This window comes from Blautia sp. NSJ-175, from assembly GCF_022867815.1.
In the GTDB taxonomy this organism is placed as follows: domain Bacteria; phylum Bacillota; class Clostridia; order Lachnospirales; family Lachnospiraceae; genus Blautia; species Blautia celeris.
This window is the reverse complement of the sequence record NZ_JALIFQ010000005.1, coordinates 279130-305251: the sequence shown is the minus strand read 5'-3', so window position 1 is coordinate 305251 and position 26122 is coordinate 279130. Positions and strand designations below refer to the sequence as shown.

Annotated in this window: 23 protein-coding genes; 15 read left to right on the top strand and 8 right to left on the bottom strand. The window is 49.6% G+C overall.

The annotated features are described in order from the left end of the window. Positions 1-78: 78 nt before the first annotated feature. The 3 genes from MUB35_RS10610 to MUB35_RS10600 form a co-directional block, all read right to left on the bottom strand. Positions 79-558, bottom strand: a complete 480-nt coding sequence (locus MUB35_RS10610; RefSeq protein ID WP_033142954.1) for an S-ribosylhomocysteine lyase — start codon at positions 556-558, stop codon at positions 79-81. A 79-nt stretch (positions 559-637) separates the two neighbouring features. Next, positions 638-1972, bottom strand: a complete 1335-nt coding sequence (locus MUB35_RS10605; protein ID WP_227210603.1) for a sensor histidine kinase — start codon at positions 1970-1972, stop codon at positions 638-640. Beyond that, complete coding sequence (locus MUB35_RS10600) at positions 1965-2645, bottom strand: response regulator transcription factor (protein WP_244806180.1); 681 nt, start codon at positions 2643-2645, stop codon at positions 1965-1967. The genes MUB35_RS10605 and MUB35_RS10600 overlap by 8 nt, the downstream gene beginning before the upstream one ends. Positions 2646-2802: 157 nt before the next feature. Here MUB35_RS10600 and MUB35_RS10595 point away from each other — a divergent pair, with 157 nt between their 5' ends. The 9 genes from MUB35_RS10595 (at position 2803) to MUB35_RS10555 (ending at position 13789) form a co-directional block, all read left to right on the top strand. Further along, positions 2803-5097 (top strand): ABC transporter substrate-binding protein, encoded by a 2295-nt coding sequence (locus tag MUB35_RS10595; protein ID WP_244806179.1) that lies wholly within the window; start codon positions 2803-2805, stop codon positions 5095-5097. A 13-nt stretch (positions 5098-5110) separates the two neighbouring features. Further along, the gene (locus MUB35_RS10590) at positions 5111-5977 is read left to right on the top strand and encodes a carbohydrate ABC transporter permease (RefSeq protein WP_244806178.1); all 867 of its coding nucleotides are present in this window, start codon (positions 5111-5113) and stop codon (positions 5975-5977) included. Between the two features lie 7 nt (positions 5978-5984). Beyond that, the gene (locus tag MUB35_RS10585) at positions 5985-6821 is read left to right on the top strand and encodes a carbohydrate ABC transporter permease (RefSeq protein ID WP_033142959.1); all 837 of its coding nucleotides are present in this window, start codon (positions 5985-5987) and stop codon (positions 6819-6821) included. 10 nt (positions 6822-6831) lie between these two features. Further along, complete coding sequence (locus MUB35_RS10580; RefSeq protein WP_244806177.1) at positions 6832-8514, top strand: HlyD family efflux transporter periplasmic adaptor subunit; 1683 nt, start codon at positions 6832-6834, stop codon at positions 8512-8514. Further along, the gene (locus tag MUB35_RS10575; RefSeq protein WP_244806176.1) at positions 8511-9737 is read left to right on the top strand and encodes an ABC transporter permease; all 1227 of its coding nucleotides are present in this window, start codon (positions 8511-8513) and stop codon (positions 9735-9737) included. The genes MUB35_RS10580 and MUB35_RS10575 overlap by 4 nt, the downstream gene beginning before the upstream one ends. Before the next feature lie 264 nt (positions 9738-10001). Next, a complete protein-coding gene (locus MUB35_RS10570; protein ID WP_033142962.1) occupies positions 10002-11507 on the top strand; it encodes a DUF1538 domain-containing protein in 1506 nt (501 codons plus the stop codon). Continuing rightward, positions 11500-12162 carry a hypothetical protein gene (locus tag MUB35_RS10565; protein WP_244806175.1) on the top strand — a complete coding sequence of 221 codons (663 nt, stop codon included), beginning with the start codon at positions 11500-11502 and terminating at the stop codon, positions 12160-12162. The genes MUB35_RS10570 and MUB35_RS10565 overlap by 8 nt, the downstream gene beginning before the upstream one ends. A 70-nt stretch (positions 12163-12232) precedes the next feature. Then, on the top strand, positions 12233-13237 hold the full coding sequence (gene trpS, locus MUB35_RS10560) for a tryptophan--tRNA ligase (protein WP_033142964.1): 1005 nt from the start codon (positions 12233-12235) through the stop codon (positions 13235-13237). 57 nt (positions 13238-13294) lie between these two features. Then, a complete protein-coding gene (locus MUB35_RS10555) occupies positions 13295-13789 on the top strand; it encodes a heme-binding protein (RefSeq protein ID WP_033142965.1) in 495 nt (164 codons plus the stop codon). Positions 13790-13921: 132 nt separating this feature from the next. On the opposite strand, the gene MUB35_RS10550 is transcribed toward MUB35_RS10555, so the two are convergent. From MUB35_RS10550 to MUB35_RS10530, 5 genes are all read right to left on the bottom strand, one after another. Next, the gene (locus tag MUB35_RS10550) at positions 13922-14254 is read right to left on the bottom strand and encodes a DUF6951 family protein (RefSeq protein ID WP_033142966.1); all 333 of its coding nucleotides are present in this window, start codon (positions 14252-14254) and stop codon (positions 13922-13924) included. 153 nt (positions 14255-14407) lie between these two features. Further along, entirely contained in the window at positions 14408-15316 is a 909-nt protein-coding gene (locus MUB35_RS10545; RefSeq protein WP_244806174.1) for an RluA family pseudouridine synthase, read from the bottom strand. A gap of 61 nt (positions 15317-15377) precedes the next feature. Next, complete coding sequence (locus tag MUB35_RS10540) at positions 15378-17249, bottom strand: extracellular solute-binding protein (RefSeq protein ID WP_244806173.1); 1872 nt, start codon at positions 17247-17249, stop codon at positions 15378-15380. Then, on the bottom strand, positions 17249-18064 hold the full coding sequence (locus MUB35_RS10535) for an ABC transporter permease (RefSeq protein ID WP_033142969.1): 816 nt from the start codon (positions 18062-18064) through the stop codon (positions 17249-17251). The genes MUB35_RS10540 and MUB35_RS10535 overlap by 1 nt, the downstream gene beginning before the upstream one ends. Next, positions 18057-19130 (bottom strand): ABC transporter ATP-binding protein, encoded by a 1074-nt coding sequence (locus MUB35_RS10530; RefSeq protein WP_018596301.1) that lies wholly within the window; start codon positions 19128-19130, stop codon positions 18057-18059. The genes MUB35_RS10535 and MUB35_RS10530 overlap by 8 nt, the downstream gene beginning before the upstream one ends. 248 nt (positions 19131-19378) lie before the next feature. Between MUB35_RS10530 and MUB35_RS10525 the strand changes: the two genes are divergently transcribed. From MUB35_RS10525 to MUB35_RS10500, 6 genes are all read left to right on the top strand, one after another. Then, on the top strand, positions 19379-20437 hold the full coding sequence (locus MUB35_RS10525) for a lactonase family protein (RefSeq protein WP_033142970.1): 1059 nt from the start codon (positions 19379-19381) through the stop codon (positions 20435-20437). 138 nt (positions 20438-20575) lie between these two features. Further along, positions 20576-21517 carry a magnesium transporter CorA family protein gene (locus MUB35_RS10520; RefSeq protein ID WP_033142971.1) on the top strand — a complete coding sequence of 314 codons (942 nt, stop codon included), beginning with the start codon at positions 20576-20578 and terminating at the stop codon, positions 21515-21517. A gap of 53 nt (positions 21518-21570) precedes the next feature. After that, positions 21571-22416, top strand: coding sequence for a hypothetical protein (locus tag MUB35_RS10515; RefSeq protein WP_244806172.1), 846 nt, complete (start codon positions 21571-21573; stop codon positions 22414-22416). A 9-nt stretch (positions 22417-22425) separates the two neighbouring features. Next, a complete protein-coding gene (gene pyk / locus MUB35_RS10510; protein ID WP_033142973.1) occupies positions 22426-23862 on the top strand; it encodes a pyruvate kinase in 1437 nt (478 codons plus the stop codon). Positions 23863-24014: 152 nt separating this feature from the next. Further along, positions 24015-24677: an HAD family hydrolase gene (locus MUB35_RS10505; RefSeq protein ID WP_033142974.1), complete on the top strand. Its 663-nt coding sequence runs from the start codon at positions 24015-24017 to the stop codon at positions 24675-24677. A 31-nt stretch (positions 24678-24708) separates the two neighbouring features. Beyond that, positions 24709-25980 (top strand): diaminopimelate decarboxylase, encoded by a 1272-nt coding sequence (locus MUB35_RS10500; protein WP_244806171.1) that lies wholly within the window; start codon positions 24709-24711, stop codon positions 25978-25980. The last annotated feature ends 142 nt before the right edge of the window (positions 25981-26122 follow it).

The window sequence follows — 26122 nt, the reverse complement described above, 5'->3', positions numbered from 1 at the left end:
GAAAACAGCAGCCCTTCCGGTCAGGTGAGACACCGTGGCCGGAAGGGTTAGAATGTGGAGTCCGATGCGGACTCTTATTTAATTGGGATATACAAGACGGTCAGGGCCGATATGGTCCAGCACCTCATCCAGATATTTTTTCGCCAGATAATTGGCCATACCCAGATTCATATCCAGATAATTGCCGCAGTCTTTTGGGGACGCTCCGGGAACCTCATCTTTAAAATCGCGGATAAATGCAAACATTTCTTTTAAAAGCTCCACAATATCAGAAGACTCATAATCTCCTGCCAACAGCAGATAAAAACCTGTGCGGCAGCCCATAGGACCGAAATAGATGATCTTGCTTCCGAATTCCCCGTGATTTCTCAGGAAGGTGGCGGCCAGGTGTTCGATCGTGTGGACTTCCGCTGTGTTCATGACAGGCTCCTCATTGGGGGAGGTCATGCGGATGTCAAAGGTGGTGATGACTTCCTGTCCCACGTAATCTTTCCGGGAAACATAGATGCCCGGCTGCAGTTTTATATGGTCAATGGTAAAGCTTGCGATTTTTTCCATTTGTTTTCTCCTTTTACTTATCTCATTCTTTTTCCGGTAAAATAATTATAATCCGTATGCCGGCAGGATGCAAGCAGAATCAGGATGGTGCTGTCCTTAAAATAATGGTAAAGGTGGCCCCTCCGCCCGGTGTATCGGACAGGATCAGCCGTCCTCTGTGAATCTTTATGATCTCCCTGGCAATGCTTAAGCCAAGTCCGAAATGTTCTTTGCTGGTGTGGGCCTTGTCCTGGCGGAAAAAACGCTGGAACACCTGCTTTTTAAACGAGTCCGGAATACCGGGGCCGTCATCGGCAACAGACAGGGAGACATGATTGGCAGTAAAGGACAGTGTAAGGGTGATATGGCCGGACGCAGGTGTGTAACTGAGGGCATTGTCCATGAGGATGGAGAGTACCTGGGAGATCCGTTCTTCGTCGCAGAGAACAGGCGGGCATTCCTCCTCAGGCAGACGGATACTTAGGCAGAGTCCCTTTTCCCTGGCAAGATACTCATATTTTTCATACGTCTCCAGGAGCAGGGTGTCGGGCGGTACCGGAGCCGGCTCCAGATTCCAGGAGCAGGCATCCGCACCGGCAAGCTGCAGCATGTCATCAATCAGGCGTGACATACGCTTTCCCTCAAGCTGGATAGTCTCTGTAAAGCGGGCGGCCTCCTCAGGTGCAGCTTTCTGGGAGGCAGTCAGGCAGGAGAGTATAACTGCCAGGGGGGAGCGGAGTTCATGGGAGGCAGAGGCTATGAACTGTGCCTGCTGTCTGCGGTTTTCTTCCAGAGGAGCCAGGGTCCTTCCTGTGAAGAACCAGAAAAAGACGGCGAGGAGGAGAAGCGCAGCGCTGTCTGCCCCCAGAAAGACAAGGCGCTGTCCATAAATCTGGGTTTTCTGTGCCTCCAGAGACTGCAGGATGACAGCGCTTAAATGGCCGTTTGTCCTGGGAAGCAGTATGACGGAGGCGTAATACTCCTGCCCGCCCTTTGGTTTTAACCGGAATTCCACATGTTTGGACAAAAGGGAGGAGGCATTCGCGGCATCCAGATCCAGCCCGTAGTCCCGGGAGGCGGTTTCTTTTGCAAGGGATATGACATCCTTTTCCTCCCGGGTTCTGCGCAGCTCCTGGTAAAAGAGGGGCTGGCCGTTGTCGAACAGGGAGAGAATGGTATTGTGGTTCTTCTCGATACCGGCGATCCACTGAAGGGTAATGGTGTTCTGGCTTTCCAACTGGGTGAGCATGGAATTCAGGCTGTTGGTAAAGGAAGTGCTGCCGTTTTTCGCAATGCCTGACTCGGAGAAATAGAGACACAGACAGGTGGCGGCAGCCAGAATAACGCCTGTGACCGCAAGGCAGAGAAGGGTGAGGCGTATCCGCATTTTGCGGAACAGCAGGGGATGGGGGGGACGGTCTTCTTTTTTATTCATGGGTTACCTCCAGGCAGTAGCCGATGCCCCGGACTGTGCGCAGAGTGAGTGCGCTTCCGACTGTCCGGAGACGGCGGCGGATAAAGTGGATATAGTTATCCAGATTGCCCTCCTCCACCTCCGCGTTGGGGCCCCAGACGCGGGACAGGATGGTGAGCCTGGGAAGCGTCTGTCCCGGATTACGGAGCAGAAACTCAAGAAGCGCGCCTTCACGTTTTGACAGTACCAGAACCTTGGAACCGCAGAGGAGCTGTTTTGGAGCAGGGCGGTATGTCACATCCCCAAAGGTGATCTCATCGGACAGCTCCAGGTTGACCGGACGGCGGGCAATACAGCGGATGCGCGCCAGAAGTTCCTGGAAATCATAGGGTTTTACCAGATAATCATCTGCCCCCCGGTTGAGTCCTGTGATCTTATCGGAGAGTTCTCCCAGTGCGGTGACAAGGATGACAGGAGTGGAAATACCCTCCGCGCGTATTTTTTCCAGGACAGTAAGGCCGTCCATAGAGGGGAGCATTCGGTCCAGAAGGACCAGATCATGGGTGCGCTGCCTGATATAATCCAGGCCATCTTCCCCGTCGTAACACAGATCCGTCAGTATCCCCTCCTTTTCCAACTGGAATTTCAGGGAGTCACAGAGCTTGCGGTCGTCTTCTATTATCAATATTCTCATGAGAAAAATATCCTCCGGTCTTTCATTTTATTTAGAAGTATAACACAGGAATCTTTAAGTTATCTCTAAAAATGAAAGAAAAATTAGAGGGAATCTTAGAGAATGTTTAGAGAATGGAATGATAAGATAAGCGCAAATGAAAGACAGGAGGAGAAACATGAACCGATATATCAAAAAAGCAGTCTGTCTGACAGCAGCTCTTGCCATTGCCGTGGCAGGGCTTGCAGGGTGCGGAAAACAAACAGAGGATGAGAGCGGGAAAGGCGCCATGGGCCGTTATCTGGAGGAGGAGATATCCCTTCCGGGAAATACAGGCAGGGTCCTGGCAATGGAGAGACTGAATGACAACAGCCTGTCACTTTTGACAGAGGATAAGGAGACGGGTGAGCGCTGTCTGTGGAAGTCAGCGGATTTGGGCAAAAGCTGGGAGGAGGATACGCTGCCGGGAGGACTGGGACTTGCCGACTGTGCTTACATAGACTGGGCCTGCATCAGTAAAGAGGGAGATATAGCCGTATCTGCCATGCCTGAGGCGTCTGAGGTAATGGTATCCCAGAGCTTTTCCCTTCTGTATGCAAAGAAGGGGGAATCCCTGAAAGCCCTGAACCTTGATGGGGAAAAGACAGATGACATGAAAGTCATCACCGGGATCGCATTTTCTGACAGCGGAAAGCTGATCGCCACATATACATATGGAACGGTGTGCGTGATCGACCCGGAAAGCGGACATGTGGAGCAGAACATCCAGCCGGGTGAGACAATCCAACAGGTTACCAATACAGAAGATACGCTGCTGCTGCTCACAGACAAGGGGCTGAAAGCCTATGATATGAACACCGGGGAATCCGCGGAGGCAGATCAGGCGCTTTCTGATGAGCTTTTAAAAGAGATGGAGACCGAACAGAAAAAGTTGAGAAACAGCGTGGTCTTTGGGTATGGGAAAGAGGAAGATAAGCTGTTCTACTGTGCAGGGAGCGGCATTTACCGGCACATTTTGGGCGGCACGGTGGTAGAGCAGGCAGTGAACGGAAGCCTGACATCCATCGGAAATCCAAAGACCATGCTCATTTCCCTGGCCGTTATGGATGATGACAGCTTCCTTGTGGCCTGCTCCGTGGACGCGGAGTACAAGATTTACCGCTATTCTTACTCCGCTGACACGTCTTCTGTGCCGGAAAAGGAGATCAAGGTGTATTCTCTGGAAGACTGCTCTGTGCTGAGACAGGCAATCTCCGTATACCAGAAGCAGAATCCGGATGTGTATGTGGACCTGGAGATTGGTATGAGCGGCGAGGATTCCGTCACAGCTTCCGATGCCCTGCGCACCCTGAATACCGATATCATGGCAGGAAAGGGACCGGATATCCTGATCCTGGACGGCATGCCTGTGGAGAATTATATTCAGAAGGGGCTTCTGGAGGATATTACAGACACTGTGGAAGCAGTCAGCCGGGAAGACGGACTGTTTGAAAATATCATGAGGACCTTTGAGAAGGATGACAAGATCTACGCAGTGCCGCTGGGCTTCTTACTCCCTGTTGTCCAGGGTGACGAAGCCGTTGTAAATGCAGCCGAAAGCATGAATACACTGGCAGAGCAGATCGCAGAGATAAGGGAAGAAAATCCCCATACAGGGCGCATTATGATTCCCACAGATTCCTCTGATTTTCTGGAGATATTCTACAACCTGGAGAACGCGGCTATGAGAAATGAGGACGGCACTCTGAATGAAGAGGCGCTGAAAGCTTTTCTGGAAAACATGAAAAAACTATATGGGGAACCCATCACCCAGGAAGAACAGGAAAATACCATAGGGTACTTCAGTGCAGCAGAAGGGGTCGCGTCAAACTTGGACGGACTGCGCCTGCAGTCTATGGTGCTGCTCTCCCAGCAGTCCAAGGCGGGCGCGGGGTGGATCGGCTCCGTGTCACAGCTTGTGGAGATCCTGGGGGTAAATGAAGCCTGTGGTCTGGACTACACAGAACTGAAATCAGAGGGTAAAAGTGTATTTCTTCCCTACCAGAGTGTGGGAATCAGCAGCAAGAGCAAGGAGAAAGAGCTTGCCTCCGATTTCCTGAAAGCCCTGCTGGGCGTGGAGGTACAGGGCACCTTAAACGCAGCCTTCCCCATCAATCAGAAGGGGTATGAGAAGGCAATGGAATTTGCGAAAACCACCTACGGCGGCGGAGGGGATGACGCAGCAGGAGGTGCGTCCATCACGATGTCTGACAGTTCAGGCAGTATGTCATCCGTAAACTTAGGATGGCCCGGCGAAGAAGAACTGGACGGGCTGAAAGCGCTTCTTGAACAGGCGGAGGTACCGGCTTCCACGGATGATACCATATGGAACGCGGTCAAAGAGCAGGGGGAAAAATACCTGAATGAAGGCCTGGGCCTGGACGAGGCATGCAGCAATATCATACAGAAGGTCAATCTCTATCTGGCTGAGTAAAGGGGAGAAGGCAATGAGGCGTCACGGCAGAAAGAAAGCGGGAATAAGGAAAAAGAACAGGGTGGCAGCAGTCTTTCTGCTGCCAAGCCTCGGCGGTGTGGCGCTGTTTGTCCTGATACCCTTTGCGGATGTGATCAGGCGGTCCTTTCTGGATGCCATGGGGATGGAGTTTAAAGGAATCGGCAATTATCTGGAGCTGTTTCGCAATTCAGCCTTTCTGCTGGCAGTGAAGAATACCATGCGGTTTGCGTTTATCTGTATTCCGGTTCTGCTGCTTCTCTCCCTGGGAATCGCGGTGCTGCTCACAGGCGCAGGGAAAAGGGGGAAGCTTTTGAAAAACTTTTATCTGATTCCCATGGCGGTCCCGGTGGCGTCCATAGTACTTTTATGGAAGTTTTTATTTCACAGCCAGGGGTTTTTGAGTGCCTTCTGCAGTATGGTGCGCCTGCCGTCAATGGACTGGATGAACAGCAGCGCAGCGTTCTGGGTGCTGGTTGTCAGTTATCTGTGGAAGAATATGGGGTATGACATTATACTGTGGAGTGCAGGTCTGGCTGCTATACCGGACAATCTGTATGAGGCGGCAAGGGTGGATGGTGCCGGCAGTCTGGACTGCTTTTTCAGGATCACACTGCCGAATCTTCTGCCTGTATTCTATACCATCACGGTGCTCTCTTTCCTGAATTCCTTTAAGGTGTTCCGGGAGGCATATCTGGTGGCCGGGGATTATCCCCATGACAGTATGTATCTGCTGCAGCATGTGTTTAACAACTGGTTCAGGGAGCTTTCGCTTGATAAGATGGCAGCCGGGGCAGTGCTTACGTTTCTGGCTGTTCTGATACTTATCCTGCTTCTGCAGAGAGCCTGGAGAGAGGGTTGATGGAGGAATGAAGAAAGTTATTTTGGTTATTCTGGGATTCTTTGCACTGCTGGCAGCGTATCCGGTGTTGTTTCTTGCGGCAGGTTCCCTGATGGGAAAGCAGGAGCTGGCCGGATATCTGGCGCCGGTTCTGGCAAAAGGGGATGGGTACGCGGCATTTCGTCTCTTTCCCATGTATCCCACCCTGCGGGCATATGTGGAACTTTTGCTGGATTCTCCCGGATATTTTATAATGTTTTGGAATTCCGTTCGTATTACAGCAGGAATCCTTTTGGGACAGCTCCTGGCAGGTGTGCCTGCGGCATGGGGATTTGCCAGATTTGAATTTCCGTTTAAGAGAGCAGTGTTCACCGTGTATGTGACACTGATGATGATGCCCTTCCAGGTGACCATGCTCTCCAATTATCTGGTGCTAGATCAGATGGGGCTTATGGATACCCTCTGGGCAGTGATCCTTCCGGGGGCGTTCTCCACATTTCCGGTGTTTATCATGTACCGGTTCTTTACGGGCATACCGGAGGCTGTGGTGGAATCTGCAAGGATAGACGGGGCAGGAGAGTGGAAGATATTCCTGCATCTGGGGCTTCCCTTGGGATCCGGGGGTATCTGTTCCGCCATGGTACTGGGATTTCTGGAGTGCTGGAATCTCATTGAACAGCCCCTTACATTTTTGAAAAATAAAGAATTATGGCCCCTTTCCCTGTATCTGCCGGATATCGGGCTTTTGGAAGCGCCGGCAGCGTTTGCGGCTTCCGTGGTGGTTCTTCTGCCGGCTCTTTTCATTTTTTTGGGCGGGCAGGATTATCTGGAACAGGGGATCGTGGCAGCGGCAGTGAAGGAATAGAGGTGGAGAGATGATACGAGGAAAAGGGAGAAAAAGCCTGAGACAAAAAGCATTTTTTATGCTTGCCGTTTTTCTGGTCATGATGATGGCATTTACGGTCATATCAAGAGCTGCCGACAGTGTGACCATAGCGCAGGTGGATGTGGAGAATATGTCCTCAAAGGCGATTGAGCACCCTGTGGTGGGTGAGGGGACGGTAAAAGAGAATCTGGAGAAGGCCATAAGCACAGAGCCAAATATCATGGTGGAGACGCTGTATGCGGCACAGGGCAGCCAGGTGGAAGAAGGGGAGCTTCTCATGCAGCTTAGGATGGCAGATATTGAGGAACAGATTGAGAATCTGAATACGGAGATAAAGAAGCTGGAGCTGAACAACCAGGATCTCGGAAGCAGGAAGCAATCCGAACAGCAGAAAAAATCCGTACAGGCCCAGAGGGCCAGAGAGGATTACGACAGGGCCGAGACGGAAGGCGGAAACCGCGTGGCCCAGGCACAGGCATCGCTTGCCCGGGCGGAGGCAGAGCTGGAGGAATTTTATCAGGCCGGGCAGGAAGAGAGCGGCGGTGAGGAGCTGACGGTTTCCACTCTGCAGGAGCTGTGTAAGGAGAGGGAGGAAGCACTCTCCGTCCTTGAAGCCAAAGCAGACGCCCTGTGGGAGAAAATTGAGGAAGAGATCTTAAAAGAGATTGGCGCCGCGGAGGAAGAAAACGGTTCTCTGACTGAGGCACAGAAAGAAGAGATCAGGACACGCATAGAAGAGGAGAATGCCCGGGAGCTTGCAGCGGCAAGAGAGGACGCGGAGGCAGCAAAGCAGGCTCTTGAGGAGGCACGAAGTGCCCTTGCAGAGGCCGAAAGTCTGGGGCAGACTGCCGGGGAACAGAGTGCCAAAGCCCGGGAAGAGCAGCTTCTGGCTGACATCGAGGCGAAAAGACAGGCCTGCCAGGAGGCGGAAAAGGCAAAAGAGGACAGCCAGACACAGGCCCAGAGAGCGCTGGAGGATGCGGAGGCTTCGGATGGCAGTGACAGTACGGAGAAGATCAATGCGCTGGATCTGGACGCTAAGAAAAAGAGTCTTGAGAAGCTGGAGAAGCTGAAAGAGGATCAGGGGCAGATTCTGTCACCGGTGAAGGGGGTTGTGACGGAAGTGAGAGTGGGGGCAGGTGACAATACACCGGATACGGCGCTTATGACACTGGCGGATGTAAGCTCCGGATGCAGGTTTGTGGCGCAGATCGACAAGAGTCTGGAAAAATATATAGCCAGAAAAGATCCTGTTAAGCTGTCCGCGGAGGGCAGTAAAAAGGACATAGAAAATCTGGAGGTGGAGAGCATTACACCGGATGCGGAGGACAAGACAAAACTCAATGTGACGGTTCTGCTCCCCGCAGATTCCATGGAGATTGGCACGGCAGCCACCATGACCTGTATGCGCAGAACAAAGGTACAGGATAACTGTATTCCCGTGGAGGCTCTGCATGTGGAAAATTCAAAATATTATGTTCTGGTGGCGGAGGAAAAAAAGACGGTCCTGGGAACAGAGCTGACAGCCGTGAGAAAGGATGTGGCGGTGAAGGACAAAAACAGTTCCTATGCTGCCCTGGAAAGCGGCAGTCTTCTGCCGGATGACCGGGTGATCACAGAATCTGACAGGACCATAGATGCGGGCAGCAGAGTGCGCCTGCGGGAACCATGAGAGGGGGAAGGAAGGCTGTCTGCAGACTTGGGATTTTAGGGCTGCTGCTTTTATGCTGTTTTTTGGCAAAAGCCGCTGCAGCCGGTACAGAAAAATACAGCGAAGGGGTTTCCGTAAGAAAGACGAAGGGTACCTGGTCCCCGGCGGAGGCGGATTCCATCCGGCAGGAGGAGTCAGAGCAGGAGTTCCCCGATTCCTGTATATTTTGGGGAGAGCGGGAAGAGGAGGTTCTGGAAAATGAGAAACTGGACAGAATGGAGCAGGCTTCTGTCATAGAGGTTCTGGGAGATACACAGGGGCTTCTTGCGGCCACGGCACCTCTGTATGAGGAGGATGAGGATGGCTGTCTTTTGTCCGAGGATTTGGCCTGCAGACTTTTCGGAAGTAAATATGTGATGGGGGAAGAGATTTCCTATCGGGGAAGGACCCTGACGGTCCGTGGGATCTTGAGAGGGATGGAGGGGACTGCCGCCGTACAGGCAGAAAAGGAGGGGGACAGCGTTCTGGACACCATAGCGTATGAGGCGAACACGGAGGGAGATTCCCTGGAAAGTCCGGTGCAGGCATTTCTGATGCGCCATGGGATACAGGGAAAAGTCCAGCCGTGGAGGTATTTTGCAGTGTGCGCAGAGCTTCTGGTATTTCTTCTTCCTCTGATCATATTTTTGAGAATGGCCGGCAGGACGGCAGATGCATGCCGGAAAATGCATTCCCGCAGTCTGCGGACACGCGCCGGGAAAGACGGGAGGCAGAGAAACACCAGAATACGGACAGCAGGCATGTATGCAGTGCCCGTTCTTATGGCAGTTCTGTTTTACTGGCTTTTTCGGCCCTCTCTTGGAGTGACCAGGGATATGATGCCTACAAAATGGTCGGATTTTAACTTTTGGAGACAGACCATACAGCAGATACAGAATAATCTGGAACTGCTGCTTCAGACGAAAAAGACAAGTCTGGATCTGCTTGTACTCCGCCCGTTCTTTTCCTGCCTGAAATACTGTGTTATGGCCTGGCTGCTATATGCTGTGGGGTACAGATGGGAAAAAAATGCAGGTACAGCGGAAGTTTTGGCGGGGATATTATTGTCCTGGATCTTACTGCTGGGGGTCATCTGCTTTTTGGGGGACAGCGGCCTTTACCTGGCGGGGGAGAAACGTGTCTGGTTCTGGGCATGCTTCTGGCTGACCGGCGGGTACGCGGCGGACAGGATGCATGCCTTTTGAGGGCAGCATCCTTTTGCCGCTGTGAAGCAGAAAGACTGAATTGTAACCCGCTTTTTTACTTCATTGAAATAAACAATTGAAATGAGAAAGTATTTATGCTAAACTTTATCTATAAATTCTGTTTTTCTTATATTCTTAACATTCTTTTGCTATTCATCTTATCTGAATCAATGAAACCCTGAAATTAAGTATGAAATGAATGCATCTGCGTAAAGTCACAGAGAGCCGCACGCGCATAATATTTATTAGAAAAGAGGTGAATGGATGACAAAATTAAAAGAGAAGATCAATGAGGCATTATCCTCTGTACTGCCTATCACCTGCATTGTATTTTTGTTAAGTATCACGATCACGCCCATGCCCATAGGGACCATTCTGCTGTTTGTGCTGGGGGCGGTTCTGCTTGTGGTGGGTATGGGATTTTTTTCACTGGGAGCGGATATGTCCATGATGCCTATGGGGGACGGTATTGGTAATGCTCTTGTGTCATCAAAGAAAAAGCTGGTTATGTTTCTTGTTACCTTTGCAATCGGATTTATAGTTACCATTGCAGAGCCTGACCTGACTGTTCTGGCACATCAGGTTCCCGGCATACCGGATCAGATACTTATCTGGACTGTGGCCTGCGGTGTGGGACTCTTTCTGATGTTTTCATGGATACGTATTACCTTTGGCGTGGATTTGAAGTATATGCTGATCTTCTTTTACATAGTTGTCTTTATCCTGGCGTTTTTTTCTATGGACAGCTTTATGGCAGTGGCTTTTGACAGCGGGGGCGTTACCACCGGACCTATTACCGTTCCGTTCATCATGGCGCTGGGGATCGGCATGGCTCATATGAGGAACAGCCACGCGGAGGAGGACAGTTTTGGTCTGGTTGCTCTGGGCAGTATCGGTCCTATTCTTGCAGTTCTGCTTTTGGGAATTCTGTATCACCCTAAAGGGGCTTCCTATACGCCTTTTCAGATGGTGCATGTTGAGACCACAAAGGACGTGGCTAAGACATTCCTGGCAGAGATGCCCCGGTATGTCAGGGAGGTGAGTAAGGCATTGTTTCCCATTCTCTGCTTTTTCTTTTTCTTCCAGATGATAACCAGGTACTTTAAAAAGAAATCGGTCATTAAAATACTGGTGGGAACTCTGTATACTTATATGGGGCTGATCCTGTTTTTGTGCGGTGTCAATGTGGGATTTATGCCGGCGGGATATTTTATCGGTTCCGAGCTGGCGGCCCTGTCCTATAACTGGGTTTTGGTGCCTGTGGGCATGGTTATAGGGTTTTACATTGTAAAGGCAGAGCCTGCGGTACATGTGCTGAACCGCCAGGTGGAGGAGGTGTCATCCGGTGCTATTTCCTCTAAGGGGATGCTCTATTCCCTCTCTGTGGGTGTGGGGATTTCACTGGGAATCGCCATGCTTCGTGTGCTGACGGGAATCAGCATCATGTATTTTCTTATTCCGGGCTATTTCACTGCTCTGCTGCTGAGCTTTTTTGTGCCGAAGGTGTTTACCGGCATCGCCTTTGATTCCGGCGGAGTGGCCAGCGGGCCCATGACGGCAACCTTTCTGCTGCCTCTGGCAATGGGGGCGTGTGAAAGCCTGGGCGGGGATGTGATGATGGATGCCTTTGGAATCGTGGCAATGGTTGCCATGACACCGCTTGTTACCATTCAAATTCTGGGATTGATGATGAGGAGAAAGAAAAGGGCAGTATCTTCAGCTCAGGAAGAGGATGGGATTCTTGCCTTTGAGGAGGTTTCAGATGAGTAAACAAAAAGTAAAATGTTTGGTCGCTATTGTTAACCGTGGAAAGGGCAGGCTAGTAGCTGATATCTGCAGAAGCCGTCAGATCTGCTTTACATGCGGGACACTGGCGCTTGGAACTGCGGGAAGTGAGCTTCTGGATTATCTGGGAATCGGGGAGACAGACAAGGAATTGCTGTTCTGCTTCCTGCCGGCCTGTATGGAACGTGATATCATGAATGAAATAGCCGCGAAAATCAATATCAAGAAACCTGGACATGGTATTATGTTCACAATTCCATTGAGCGGTATCAGTACATTATTCCAGCAGAAAGTTTTGTTCCGGGGCGCGGAAAAGGAGGAGTATATGGAGCAGGCGGAAAGAAAATATGAACTGGTGGTTGCAGTGGTGGACCACGGCTTTCAGGATCAGGTGATGGTTGCCGCAAAAGCGGCGGATGCCACAGGGGGTACGGTATTTCATGCCCGTTCCCTGCACGATGAGGATGCCTCTTCCTTTCTGGGGATAAGACTGCAGGGAGAGAAGGATGTGGTCATGATTTTGTCCGGTATTGACGCGTATACCAGGATCATGCAGGCTGTCAACACAGCATGCGGTCTGAAGACAGAGGCAAAAGGACTGATATTCTCCCTCCCAGTGGACCATTTTATAGGGATTTGATTATAAAGATTTGACTTTGTACGGGCAGAATGATACAATTTATCGTAGTAAATTTCTGGAGGACATTAAAATGATTAACGATAAAAAAGTATTATTCAGCGGTATGCAGGCAACCGGAAACCTGACACTTGGAAATTATCTGGGAGCGCTGAAAAACTGGGTGACATTGAGTGATGAATATGAGTGCTTTTACAGTGTAGTGGACATGCATTCCATCACAGTGCGCCAGGACCCGGCTACTCTTCGCAAGAGAGCCCGTGCGCTTCTGACTTTATATATTGCGGCAGGATTGGACCCGAAGAAAAACTGTATTTATTACCAGTCCCATGTATCAGGACATGCAGAGCTTTCATGGATCTTAAACTGCTTTACCTATATGGGTGAGCTGAGCCGTATGACACAGTTTAAGGACAAATCCGCCAAACATGCGGACAATATCAACGCAGGACTTTTCACCTACCCGGTACTGATGGCGGCTGATATCCTGCTGTATCAGGCAGATGTGGTTCCGGTGGGAATTGACCAGATGCAGCATCTGGAATTGACACGTGACATTGCCATCCGATTTAACAACATTTACGGGGATGTGTTCACAGTTCCGGAGGCATATATCGGCAAAGTGGGGGCCAAGATCATGAGCCTTCAGGAGCCGTCCAAGAAGATGTCCAAGTCAGATGAGAATCCAAACGGAAGCATCTACCTCATGGATGACCCGGACACCATCATGCGCAAATGCAAACGTGCCGTGACAGATTCTGAGGCATGTATCGCCTACAGGGATGAGCAGCCGGGGCTGAAAAACCTGCTGGATATCTACTGCGCATGTACAGAAAAGACCACCGATGAAGCGCTGCGCGAGTTTGAAGGAAAAGGATACGGTGACTTGAAAATGGCTGTGGGTGAGGCCGTGGTAAGTGTTCTGAAACCTCTGCAGGATGAGGTTGCAAGACTGGAAAAAGATAAGTCATACATTGATTCCATTATCAAGGAAAATGCTGAGAAAGCCAGCTACTTTGCCAATAAAACCCTGCGCAAGGTACAGAGAAAAGTGGGATTTCCGGATAGGATCCGTTAAGCCGCGCCGGGGACACACGGCGGCATATAATTGAAAATTGTACAGGAGGGAATGTATATGACAATGGATGAAGTGATCACCGTACTCAGTATGCAGGAGGAGATACTCCAGTTTTCACATTTTACCAACGAGGACGCATGGGAATTGGGGCTGATGCTTGTGGCAGAGAGCAGACGAAGAGGTCTGGACTGTGCTGTATCCATCCGCAGAAATAACGGATACACAGTATTCAAATACGCGGGGAATACAACCAATCTGAACAATGACCGCTGGATGGACAGAACGTTCAACACGGTCCGCACACTGGAGAAGAGCAGTCTTCTGGTGTACACTGAACTGCAGAAAAGCGAGGAGACCATGGTTGACATTGCTCTGGACCCAAAAGAATTTTCCTGCATGGGCGGAGGCTTCCCGGTACGCGTGGAGGAAGTGGGTGTTGTGGGTGCTGTTATGGTGACCAACCAGAACCACTATATCAATCATGATATCATTGTGAAGACTCTGGGAAGATATCTTCATATTGATGAGGTGCCGAGAATCAGAATGCTGTAAAGTGACAGCGGCAACAGGCTGTTATCGTGTAAAAGCCGGGCGGAATATTGTGTTCCGCCCGGCTTTTGTGCGCCATAGGATATCTATGTGCGGTATCCTATTTGGTATCCATTGGCGCCAGGAGATTTCCTTTTATTCGTTGTCCAGGAACTTGATGGAGGCATCTGCCTTCAATGCAAGATTGGCCTCAGCCTCAATGCATTTGGTGATTCCCGCAATGATCGGGCATCCCGAGTGTACCGGAAAGTTTTTGTTGGCATACTCGAAGAAGGGTCCGGATCCTGGTTTTACAAGACAGACTTCGTAGGCATCAAAGGTACTTCCCAGTTCTTCCATCATTTTCTTCACACTGGGACAGCCGCTTGCGACTTTGATGGTGACTTCCGTCTCTTCATCCTCTGATGCAGTGGCAGTGACGAGAGTGGAAAATTTACAGATTCCCGGTTCAATCTTAACTTTAGTCATTTGAATTCCTCCCTTGATAGATGCCGGTGAGACTGTTCAGGCTTTTGACGGAAGAACAGTTTACCGTTATAAATACATGATATAGTTTATAATTCTCATTATAGCACTTCTGGAAGAGAATGAAACAGAAAGTTACATGTCGGGAACGGTTTTTCAGATGCTGCCATATCCGGCTTGATAAAATGCCTCTGCCATGTCCTTGGGCAGCGGTACACGAAACTGCATGGGTTCCCGGGTAATGGGATGGGTAAACGCAAGCGCAGAGGAGTGCAGGGCAACCCTGGATATGCAGGTGAAATCCGGATGATAGAGATAATCCCCAAGCAGCGGGGCGCCCAGATACTGCATGTGCACCCGGATCTGGTGGGTGCGCCCTGTCTCCAGATGAAGCTCGGCCAGTGTTACATGGCGGCGTGTTTCCAGCACTTTGTAGTGTGTGACTGCCCGTTCTCCTCTTTCAAGATCCACACACCGCTCAATGGCCGAACCTTCCTTTCTGGCAATGGGAGCGTCTATGGTCCCCTGAGACGACGGGAGGATACCGTCGCAGAGTGCCAGATAAGTCCTGTGGATCTGCCGCTTTTTCATCTGCGAGGACAATACGGAGGCGCTCAGAGCATTTTTAGCCACGATCAATAGGCCGGTGGTATCCCGGTCCAGGCGGTTGATGCAGCGAAAGATAAATTCTTCTCCGGCCGACCGGTAATAATGCGCTACTGCATTGGCGAGGGTATTGTCATAATTGTTGACGGAGGGATGTACCGGCATATCGGCGGGCTTATTGAGAACCAGAATATCCTCATCCTCCCAGACGTTCGTTAAGGGCAGCAAAACCGGCCGGATATGCTCTGAGGACTGCGTTTCCTTCAGAAAGATCTTCAGCTCATCCCCGGTACGGAGCATGGTCTTGACATAGGCCCATCTGCCGTTTACCGTTATGCCGTCATCGTTTTTTTTCAATTGAATGATAATCTGCCGGGAATATCCCCTGGCTTTTAAAAAGGATTCCACCGTGCAGGGGGAATCCTTTTCTTCTATCTTGTAGATCAATGTCCGATTCATAAAAACTCCTGTTTGGCTGCAGAAAAGGTTCCGCATAAGCCGTACGGCAATGCCTTCCCGGTTACTTGGATTTTACCTTGTTCCACAGTTCATTGTAGTATGAGTCTGCTTCATCGCCCAGGAACTGGAAGGTCTCGCTTCCCTTCAGATCTTCTGCTTCGGGGAAGAGCACTCTGCTGTTTCGGATGCTGTCATCCTCGATCAGATTTCTGGCAGCTTTGTTTGGTGTTGCGTAGGTGATGTACTCAAAGTTCATCAGCGCAATATCCGGGCGGCAGAGGAAATTGATGAATTTTTCCGCGTTTTCCTTATTCTGCGCATTGGATGGGATCACCCAGGAATCAATCCATACGTTAGTCCCCTCTTTGGGAATCACATATTCCAGATTCGGGTTCTCCCTTTGGGTATAGAGGGCTTCGCCGGAATAGATAACGCCCAGCGCAGCCTCATTTCCGATCATCTTATCCCTGACCTGGTCTACCACATAGGCCTGGACCAGAGGTTTCTGGGCGATCAGATCATCCGTGGCCTGGATCAGCTCGTCCACGACTACGGAGTTCAGGGAATATCCCCTGCGCTTCAGGGCAACCGCGAAGGCATCCCGGACGGAATCCTGCATGAGGATACTGTCCCTGTATTTTTCATCCCAGAGGATATCCCAGCTATCCACCTTTTCTTTGACCATGGTCTTGTTGTAGAGAATGCCCACAGTGCCGACACAGTAGGGCACTGAGTATTCGTTTTCCGGGTCAAAGCTCCTGGACTGTTCCATATAGGTGGGGTCAATGTTCTTAATGTTGGGCACATTGTCCCAGTTGATCTTGGCCAGCAGATCGTTCTCCCGCATACGCTGGATCATATAATCAGAGGGGCAGACCACATCGTAGGCAATGGCCTTTGACATGATTTTCGGATACATGATCTCATTGGTCTCGTACTCCTCATAGGTGACGGTTATACCGGTCTCCTCCTCGAAGATATCTATGACCTCAGGGTCCAGATATTCCCCCCAGTTATACACGATCAGCTTTTCGTCTGACACGCTTCCTTTGCTTCCCAGATGGAAAAGAAATCCTGCGCCTGCCACAAGGATGACAAGTGCTGCCGGAATGACCTGGCGCAGAGGGAGCTTCTTCTTTTCATTTTCAAGCTCTAAGCTGAGCTTTTTATCCGGCTCTTTGGGGGCTGAATTTACCAGGATCATAATGACCATGACAGATAAAAAGAGCAGAGTGGAGAGCGCGTACATCTCCGGCCGGATGCCCTTCCGCACCTCGGAATATATCTTGGTGGACAGGGTATCCACCCCGGGTCCCTTGGTAAAATGCGTGATGATAAAATCATCCAGGGACATGGTAAAAGCCATGAGAAATCCTGACAGCACACCGGGAAGGATATCCGGGAACACTACCTTCATAAATGCCTGGAAAGGGCCTGCGCCCAGGTCTCTGGCGGCCTCATAAGTGCTCTTGTTGGTCTGCTTCAGCTTCGGCATAACGCTCAGGATCACATAGGGGATATTGAAGGTTATGTGTGCCATTAAAATGGTGGAAAAGCCCAGGGTAAACCTGCATGCAATAAACAGAAGCATGAGGGAAATACCGGTCACAATGTCAGAATTCAGTATGGGAATATTGGTGACTCCCATAAATACCGTACGCCATCTGCTCTTCATGGAATTAATGCCGATGGAAGCACAGGTTCCGATGAGAGTCGCCAGTATTGCCGATAAAAATGCAATGACAAGGGTGTTGTAAAGGGCACTCATAATGGCATCATCCCGGAACAGGGAGCTATACCACTGCAGGGTAAATCCGCCCCATTTGGAGCGCGATTTGGAGGCATTGAAGGAGAGGATCATAAGTGTCACGATCGGCGCGTACATGAGGATCAGAATAAGCGCCAAATATATATTTCTGGCTGTCTTCTTCATCAGAACATACCTCCTTGTCCGTCTTTGTCATACTTGGTGGTGACCACCATGCTGATCAGGATAAAGACCATCAGAACCAGAGAAAGTCCGCTTCCCACATGCCAGTTGCTGCCCTGTTTGAACTTCTGTTCAATGACATTTCCGATGAGCAGGATCTTGCTTCCGCCCAACAGATCGGAGATGACAAATGTGGTGAGAGCAGGCACAAATACCATGATGACACCGCTCACCACGCCGGGAAGGCTGAGAGGGAAGATGATCTTCCGGAAGGTATACAGTTCCGTGGCCCCCAGATCTCTGGCGGCGAAGATGACGTCCTTGTCAATCTTGGACAGCACATTGTAGAGGGGCAGCACCATGAAAGGCAGGAAGTTGTACACCATACCCAGGATGATGGCATAGGGCGTGTTGATGAGCTGGATGGAGGGCAGGTGCAGAAAGCCCAGAAGCTGGTTGATGACGCCGTTTTTCTCCAGCAGGGTCTGCCAGGCCATGGTGCGCAGCAGAAAATTCATCCACATGGGCAGGATGAAGATCAACACAATAAAACTGGTCTGATTTACCTTCATGCCGGATAAAATCATGGCAAGAGGGTAGGCTAACAACAGACAGATGGCTGTACTGACAATGGAGAGCAGCAGGGAGAGGCACAGGGCCTTGAAATTCTCCACTGTTCCGATGGCCAGAAGATTTTCATAAGTCAGATGGCCGTCCACATCTGTCAGACCATAATATAAGACCATGGCGAGGGGAATCAGGATAAAGGCCACGGCCCAGAAAAAATAAGGTCCGGTCAGTAATTTTTTTCTATTCATTCACTCCTATGGCCTCCTCGTCCTCCGATACCGGCTTGTGCATGATCTGGATGTCGAAGGGGTCCACATGGATACCGACTTTCTGGCCTACCGGGAACATGTCTGTGCTGTGTACCAGCCATTCAAACCCGTTTGCCTGGACTTCCATTTCATAGTGGACGCCTTTGAAGATCAGATGGGAGACAACCCCCTGGATCGTGCCCTCCTCAGGCTTCACCAGGTCCACATCCTCGGGCCGGATGACAACGTCAACGGGTCTGTTGCGGCCAAAGCCTTCGTCCACACAGGGGAACTTGGCACCCAGGATCTTCACCAGCCTGTCCTCAAGCATAGTACCTTCTATAATATTACTCTCGCCGATAAAGTCGGCTACAAATGCGTTCTGCGGCTCATTGTAGATATCTTCAGGGGACCCCATCTGCTGGATATATCCCTGGTTCATGACCACGATGGTGTCTGACATGGTAAGTGCTTCTTCCTGATCGTGGGTCACGTAGATAAAGGTAATGCCCAGCTCATTTTTCAGGCGGATCAGCTCATACTGCATGTCCTGGCGCAGCTTCAGATCCAGAGCGCCCAGAGGCTCATCCAATAGCAGAAGACGCGGTTCATTTACAATGGCGCGGGCTATGGCTACACGCTGCTGCTGGCCGCCGCTTAAAGAGTCAGGCAGACGGTTTTCAAAGCCCTCAAGATTTACCAGTTTCAGTGCGTATTTGATCTTGTCTTTGATATAAGCGTTGCTCTTTCCGGCAATTTTTAAACCAAAAGCAATATTTTCTTCTATATTCATGTGGGAGAACAGGGCGTATTTCTGGAATACGGTGTTCAGATTTCGCTTATTGGGCGGAAGATTGGTAATATCCTCTCCGTCAAAAATAACCTGTCCGAAATCCGGCGTTTCAAAACCGCCCAGGATACGGAGAGTGGTTGTCTTACCGCAGCCGCTGGGGCCTAGAAGGGTAAGAAATTCATTTTCCCGGATGGAGAGATTCAGCTTGTCCAGAACAATCTGATCGCCAAATCCTTTGGAAATGTCAATTAAATCCACCAGTGTATGGTTCATTCGCGTTCTCCTTTACGTGATATGAAATAAATGCAGAATCTGTCCCGTAAAACCGGCCTGACCGTGGAAAGACTCTGAATTTCATTATACTAAACACACAAACCTTGTCAACATAAATGTTGCGAATTTAGCGGGAATTGCATTGTATAAAGAAAAAGTTTGTGGTAGAATGTCGTTAGACCACGGATAGCGGCTGAAAATTCCGCCAACCGGGGAGAATCAGAATAAAACAGGAGGGTATTGCATAAATGAAAGAGAAGTATGTTGCATATGTTGGAACGTATACCCATGGAAGCAGTATCGGAATCCATTTATATGATGTAAATGTAGAAGAGGGGACACTTACAGAGCGAAAAGTCATTCCTGTAAATAATTCCTCCCACCTGGCCATATCATTAAATGGGAAATATCTCTATTCCATTGCCGACGAAGGAGTTGCCGTATTTTCAATTGATCCGGACGGAGATCTTACCTTTATTAATAAAGTAGACATTGACGGAATGAGAGGCTGCCACCTGTCCACCGACAAGGAAGGAAAATATCTCTATGTGGCAGGTTATCACGACGGTAAGGTTACCGTGGTACATACCCACAGGGACGGACGCCTGGGAAGCGTCATGGACGGGGTATTCCACAGAGGACTGGGAAGCGTGGCGGAGAGAAACTTCCGTCCCCATGTAAGCTGTGTGCGTCCTACACCGGACGGAAAATATCTCTGTGCAGTGGACAACGGAATTGACCAGATGAAGATCTACCGTGTCAATAACAGGACCAGCAAGCTGGAGCTTGTGGATGTACTGCGCTGTGTGAGGGAGTCCGGACCGAGACTGATCAAATTCAGTCCCAACGGCAAATATGCATTCCTGAATTTTGAGCTGAGCAATGAGGTGCAGGTATACCGCTACGACGGAAGCGGCAAGAATCCTGTTTTCGAGCTGATTCAGACAGAGAGCACGCTGGTATCCCACGATGATGAGACGCACGATGCCACATCCGGCATGTGCCTGTCACCGGACGGTGAGTATCTCTTCTGCTCCACAGCAGGTGAAGATACGGTTTCCATGTACAAAGTGGATGAGGAGACCGGCAGTCTGGAAAAACAGTTTATACTGCCCATCAGCGGCGAGTATCCAAAGGATCTGGATGTATTCCCGGACGGGAAACATCTGGCAGTGGTGAACCATGAGTCCAACTCTATCACCACATTTACCATTGATTATGAAAACAAGCTGTTGGTTATGAAGGGGAAACCTTTGAAGGTGGAGACACCAAACAGTATTATTTTCCACAAATGTGAGGAAGAATAGGAGAAAGGAAGTGTTATCATGGAAGGTGGGCCTTGTCCCGGGAATACGAATCAAGAAAGCAAAATAAAGAGTAGAAACCCCATAGGCAGGCGCATCTGATATCTTTGCGCCCGTTTATGGGGCGTGAAGGGAGATAACATGATCAGAATTTTTAAAACGATAGACGGAAAAATGCATCAGGTGGAGGAAGCCAGCGAGGGATGCTGGATCGCTCTCACAGATCCGACAGCAACAGAGATTTTTGAGATTTCCAACAAGTACCAGATAGAGGTGGACGATCTGCGTGCACCTCTGGATGAGGAAGAGCGCTCCCGTATAGAGGTGGAGGACAATTACACACTCATCCTGGTTGACACCCCCATCATTGAGGAGAGGGGCGAAAAGGACTGGTACGGAACCATCCCTCTGTCCATCATTGTGACCAATGAAATGATCTTCACTGTGTGTCTGGAGGATATCTCAGTGCTGGGTAAATTTATGGACGGCCGCGTGCGGAACTTTTATACTTATATGAAGACCAGATTTATCCTGCAGATCTTATATAACAATGCCAGTATGTTCCTGCATTATCTGCGCATCATAGATAAAAAGAGCGAGGAAGTGGAAGGGAAGCTTCACGCTTCTACCAGGAACCAGGAGCTGATCGAGCTTCTGGAGCTGGAAAAGTCCCTGGTGTACTTTACCACATCCCTGCGTTCCAATGAGGTGGTGCTGGAGAAGCTTTTGAAAGTGGAACGGATCAAACAGTATCCCGATGACACGGACCTTTTGGAGGACGTCATTGTGGAGAATAAGCAGGCCATTGAGATGGCCAATATTTACAGCGGTATTCTTTCCGGAATGATGGATGCCTTTGCCTCTGTTATTTCCAACAATCTGAATATTGTCATGAAGTTTCTGGCAACCGTAACCATTGTCATGTCGATTCCGACCATGATATTCAGTGCATACGGTATGAATGTGAACACATCGGGGATGCCTTTTGCGGGGAGCCCTTATGGGTTTGTGATCGTCATTGTGCTGTCCCTGGTTCTGAGCTTACTGGTTGCATTGATCTTCTCCAAGAAAAACCTTTTCTAATTGGAAGAGTTTCCCTGAGGGGGGAATACTGATATCAGAAACGAGGAGAATATATGAATTTTTTGAACAAAATGGAAAGGAAATGCGGTCGTTTTGCTATCAGAAATCTGACAAAGTACATCATCCTGCTTTATGTGATCGGATATGTACTTTCTTTTCTGGGCACAGTTACCGGAATTCCTTTCAGCGCTTATCTGATGCTGAGCCCCGGCCACATTCTGCACGGACAGATATGGAGACTTGTGAGCTGGCTTTTGATTCCGCCCTCCGGGCTTAATATTTTTACCATCATCATGCTTGCACTTTACTATTCCCTGGGAACTTCACTGGAGAAGACATGGGGGGATTTCAGGTACAATGTCTATATCTTAGGAGGTATTTTAAGCACTATCATCGGTGCATTTCTGCTCTATTTTATTCAGGGACCCATGAATTCCCTTTACGGAATGGCAGCGATCTCCACATATTATATCAACCTGTCCATTTTCCTGGCTTTTGCAGCCAGTTACCCGGATATGCAGCTTCTTCTGTACTTTGTGATTCCGGTGAAGATCAAATGGCTGGCGTATCTGGATGTTGTATACCTGGTCTATAATTTTATACAGACACCGATCTGGTCCATCAGGATGATGATCATCGCGTCCCTGCTGAACTTTATCGTGTTCTTTTTTGCCACCAGGAATTACAGCCATATCAATCCGAAAGAAGTACACAGGCGGCAGCAGTTCCAAAAGGCAGTCCATCCCAAAATGGCACCGGGTGTGACAAAGCATAAATGCGCCATATGCGGCAGGACAGAGAAGGACGGGGATAACCTGGAGTTCCGCTTCTGTTCCAAATGCAACGGCAATTACGAATACTGTCAGGATCATCTTTTTACTCATGAACATATAAAATAGGAGGAATTTATGCGCAAGACGAAGATTGTATGTACCATGGGTCCGAATACGGACAAAAAAGCCACAATGAAAGCCCTGGTAAGACACGGCATGGATGTGGCCCGTTTCAACTTTTCACACGGGGATTACGAGGAGCAGAGAAACCGTATGAACCTGCTGAAAAATGTCAGGGAGGAGCTGGATAAACCGGTTGCTATTCTTCTGGATACCAAAGGCCCGGAAATTCGTACCGGGGTTCTGGAGGACGGAAAGAAAGTCACTCTGACAGAGGGCGCAGATTTTACTCTCTATATGGAAGAGACGGTGGGTAATGAAAAAGGATGTTCCATCACTTATCCCGGGCTGGCAAGAGAAGTCAAACCGGGCAACAAGATCCTCATTGATGACGGCCTTATCGAGCTGGATGTAAAGACCGTAAAAAAAGATCACATTGTCTGCACCGTTGCAAACGGCGGTGAGCTGGGCGAGAAAAAGGGCGTCAATGTACCGAATGTAAGAGTGAAGCTTCCGGCTATCACAGAGAAAGACAAGGCAGATATTATCTTCGGCATTCAGCAGGATATTGACTTTATTGCAGCCTCTTTCATCCGGAATGCAGCGGGTATCAAGGAAATCCGCAAGATCCTCCACGAGCACCATGCGGAGCAGATCGCCATCATCGCCAAGATTGAGAATGCAGAAGGTGTTGAGAATATTGACGAGATCATCGGGGCAGCCGACGGCATTATGGTAGCCAGAGGTGACCTGGGCGTGGAGATCCCGGCACAGGAAGTTCCCTATATCCAGAAGATGATCATCAAGAAATGCAATGAAAATTATATTCCGGTTATCACAGCAACACAGATGCTGGATTCCATGATCCGTAACCCGCGTCCCACACGTGCAGAGGTGGCGGACGTGGCAAACGCCATCTACGACGGCACCGACGCAGTCATGCTCTCCGGGGAGACTGCAGCGGGAAAATATCCTGTGGAAGCGCTGACCATGATGGGCGAGATCGCAGAGGATACTGAGAAGCATGTGGATTATGACAAATACATTCAGCACAGAACCATGTACAAACAGACTCTGGTTTCCAGTGCCATCGGTATTGCGTCTGTCCGCACGGCCAGAAACATTGATGCAGACTGCATCATCACCCCCACCATGTCAGGCAAGACCGCAAGACTGGTATCCAGTTTCCGTCCGACCATGCCCATCTATGCCATCACGCCAAACGAGTTTGTACAGCATAAGATGCAGCTCTACTGGGGCGTAAGGCCGCTGAAAGGCAACACAAAAGACACCACAGAAAATATCCTGACAAGTGCCATGGAGACTGTAAAACGCAAACGCCTTGTAAAAAAAGGCCAGCTTGCCGTCTTCACCGCAGGCGACCCGGCTACCAACAGCCGCAGGGATGAGCAGAATGTGACCAACATGCTGCATGTGATCGAAGTGAAATAAATAAAAAGCTGTTCCGCCGTGGTCATGGACCGCCGGCGGGATGGCTTTTTTCATTTGTCCAACAGGCTCATCCACAGACAGGATATATTTTTTTTGTTGCAAAACAGAGAAAAAACCGTTATGATAGTATCCGTACAAAAAGGAGCAGAAATATGGAGAAAAGAGATATCCACGGTGTCGTCTTCGATATGGACGGCCTTATGTTTGACAGTGAGAGGATCGTGAAATATTCCTGGGACGTGGCGGGAGAACGGATGGGGTACGGTAAGCTGGGAGATAATATTTTTTATACCCTTGGTTTTAACGTAGATAAAAGAAAACGCCATTTCCAGGATACCTACGGGGAAGATTTCCCCTTTGAACAGTTCCGGGAGGAGTACAGAAAGGCATTCTGGGAATACGAGGAGAAGAACGGCCTGCCTGCAAAGAAAGGTCTGCATGAGCTGCTGGATGTGCTGGCAAAAAAGAATATCCCTATGGCAGTGGCGACCTCCTCCAGCCATGAGTATGCGAAGAACAATCTGCAGCGGGAGGGGATAGAGGCTTACTTTTCCGCTGTGATCACAGGGAGCATGGTTTCCGAGGCAAAGCCCTCCCCTGAGATTTATAAAAAGGCGTGCCAAGCGCTGAAGGTCAGTCCCGCCCACGCCCTTGCACTGGAGGACTCCTACAACGGCATACGCTCTGCGCACGGGGCGGGTATGATAACTGTCATGATACCTGACCTGCTCACAGATTCCTCACCGGTGGACGAACTGCTGGACGGCAAAATGGAATCCCTGCTTGCTGTTGCCAGGTGGATAGAATCCTGCTGATATAAAAAATTTACCAAAGGAGAAAATTTCAATGGAGAAAAAGACATTTGTCACCAAAGAACAACTGGACGAGATCATAAAAAAGTATCCAACCCCTTTTCATTTATATGATGAGAAGGGAATCCGGGATAATGTCAGGGCAGTGAACGAGGCATTTTCCTGGAACAAAGGCTTCAGGGAGTATTTTGCAGTGAAAGCCAATCCCAATCCGTTTCTGATCGATATTTTAAGGGAGTATGGCTGCGGCTGTGACTGTTCCTCCTACACAGAGCTGATGCTCTCCGAGGCCATGGGCTGCAGAGGTGATGACATTATGTTTTCCTCCAATGACACCCCGGCGGAGGATTACGTGTACGCGGAGAAACTGGGGGCTACCATTAACCTGGACGATTTTACGCATATTGAATTTCTGGAGAAGACCATAGGATATATTCCAAAACGCATCAGCTGCCGTTATAATCCGGGCGGTGTGTTTGAGATGGGCAACGGCATCATGGACAATCCCGGAGACGCCAAGTACGGAATGACCACAGAGCAGATGTTTGAGGCCTTCCGCATGCTGAAGGAAAAAGGTGCGCAGGAGTTCGGTATCCATGCGTTTCTTGCAAGCAATACGGTGACGAATGACTACTATCCGGTTCTGGCAAAAGAGCTTTTTGAATTGGCGGTTAAGCTGGAAAAGGAGACCGGGGCTGATATTGCATTTATCAATCTGTCAGGCGGTGTGGGAATCCCATATACCCCGGACATGGAGGCAAATGACATCCATGCCATCGGAGCCGGTGTCAAAAAGGTTTATGAGGAAGTGCTGGTGCCGGCAGGTATGGGAGATGTGGCAATCTATTGTGAAATGGGGCGCTATATGATGGGACCTTACGGCTGCCTTGTCACCAAAGCAATCCATGAGAAACATACTCACAAAGAATATATTGGCGTGGACGCCTGCGCGGTAGACTTAATGCGCCCTGCCATGTACGGCGCATACCACCATATCACAGTGATGGGAAAAGAGAACAGCCCCTGTGACCACAAATACGATATTGCAGGTTCCCTGTGCGAAAATAACGATAAATTTGCAGTTGACCGCATGCTTCCCGAAATCGAAAAAGGAGACCTTCTGGTCATCCACGACACCGGTGCACACGGCTATGCCATGGGATACAATTACAATGGCAAATTAAAATCCGCTGAGATACTCCTGAAGGAGGACGGCAGTACAGCGCTCATCCGCCGCGCGGAAACGCCTAAGGATTATTTTGCCACACTGGACTGCTTTGCTGTTTATAACAAATTGAATCTGTAAACAGGAGATACCGCCCCGGACTGGGAAAGATACAGTCCCCGGGCGGTATTTTTCTTTTATCCAAATATATTTCAAAAAATGCTAAAGATTGCCTATTGTTCCTGCTTTTTTCAAAAGATATACTAAGTATATGTATATGAGA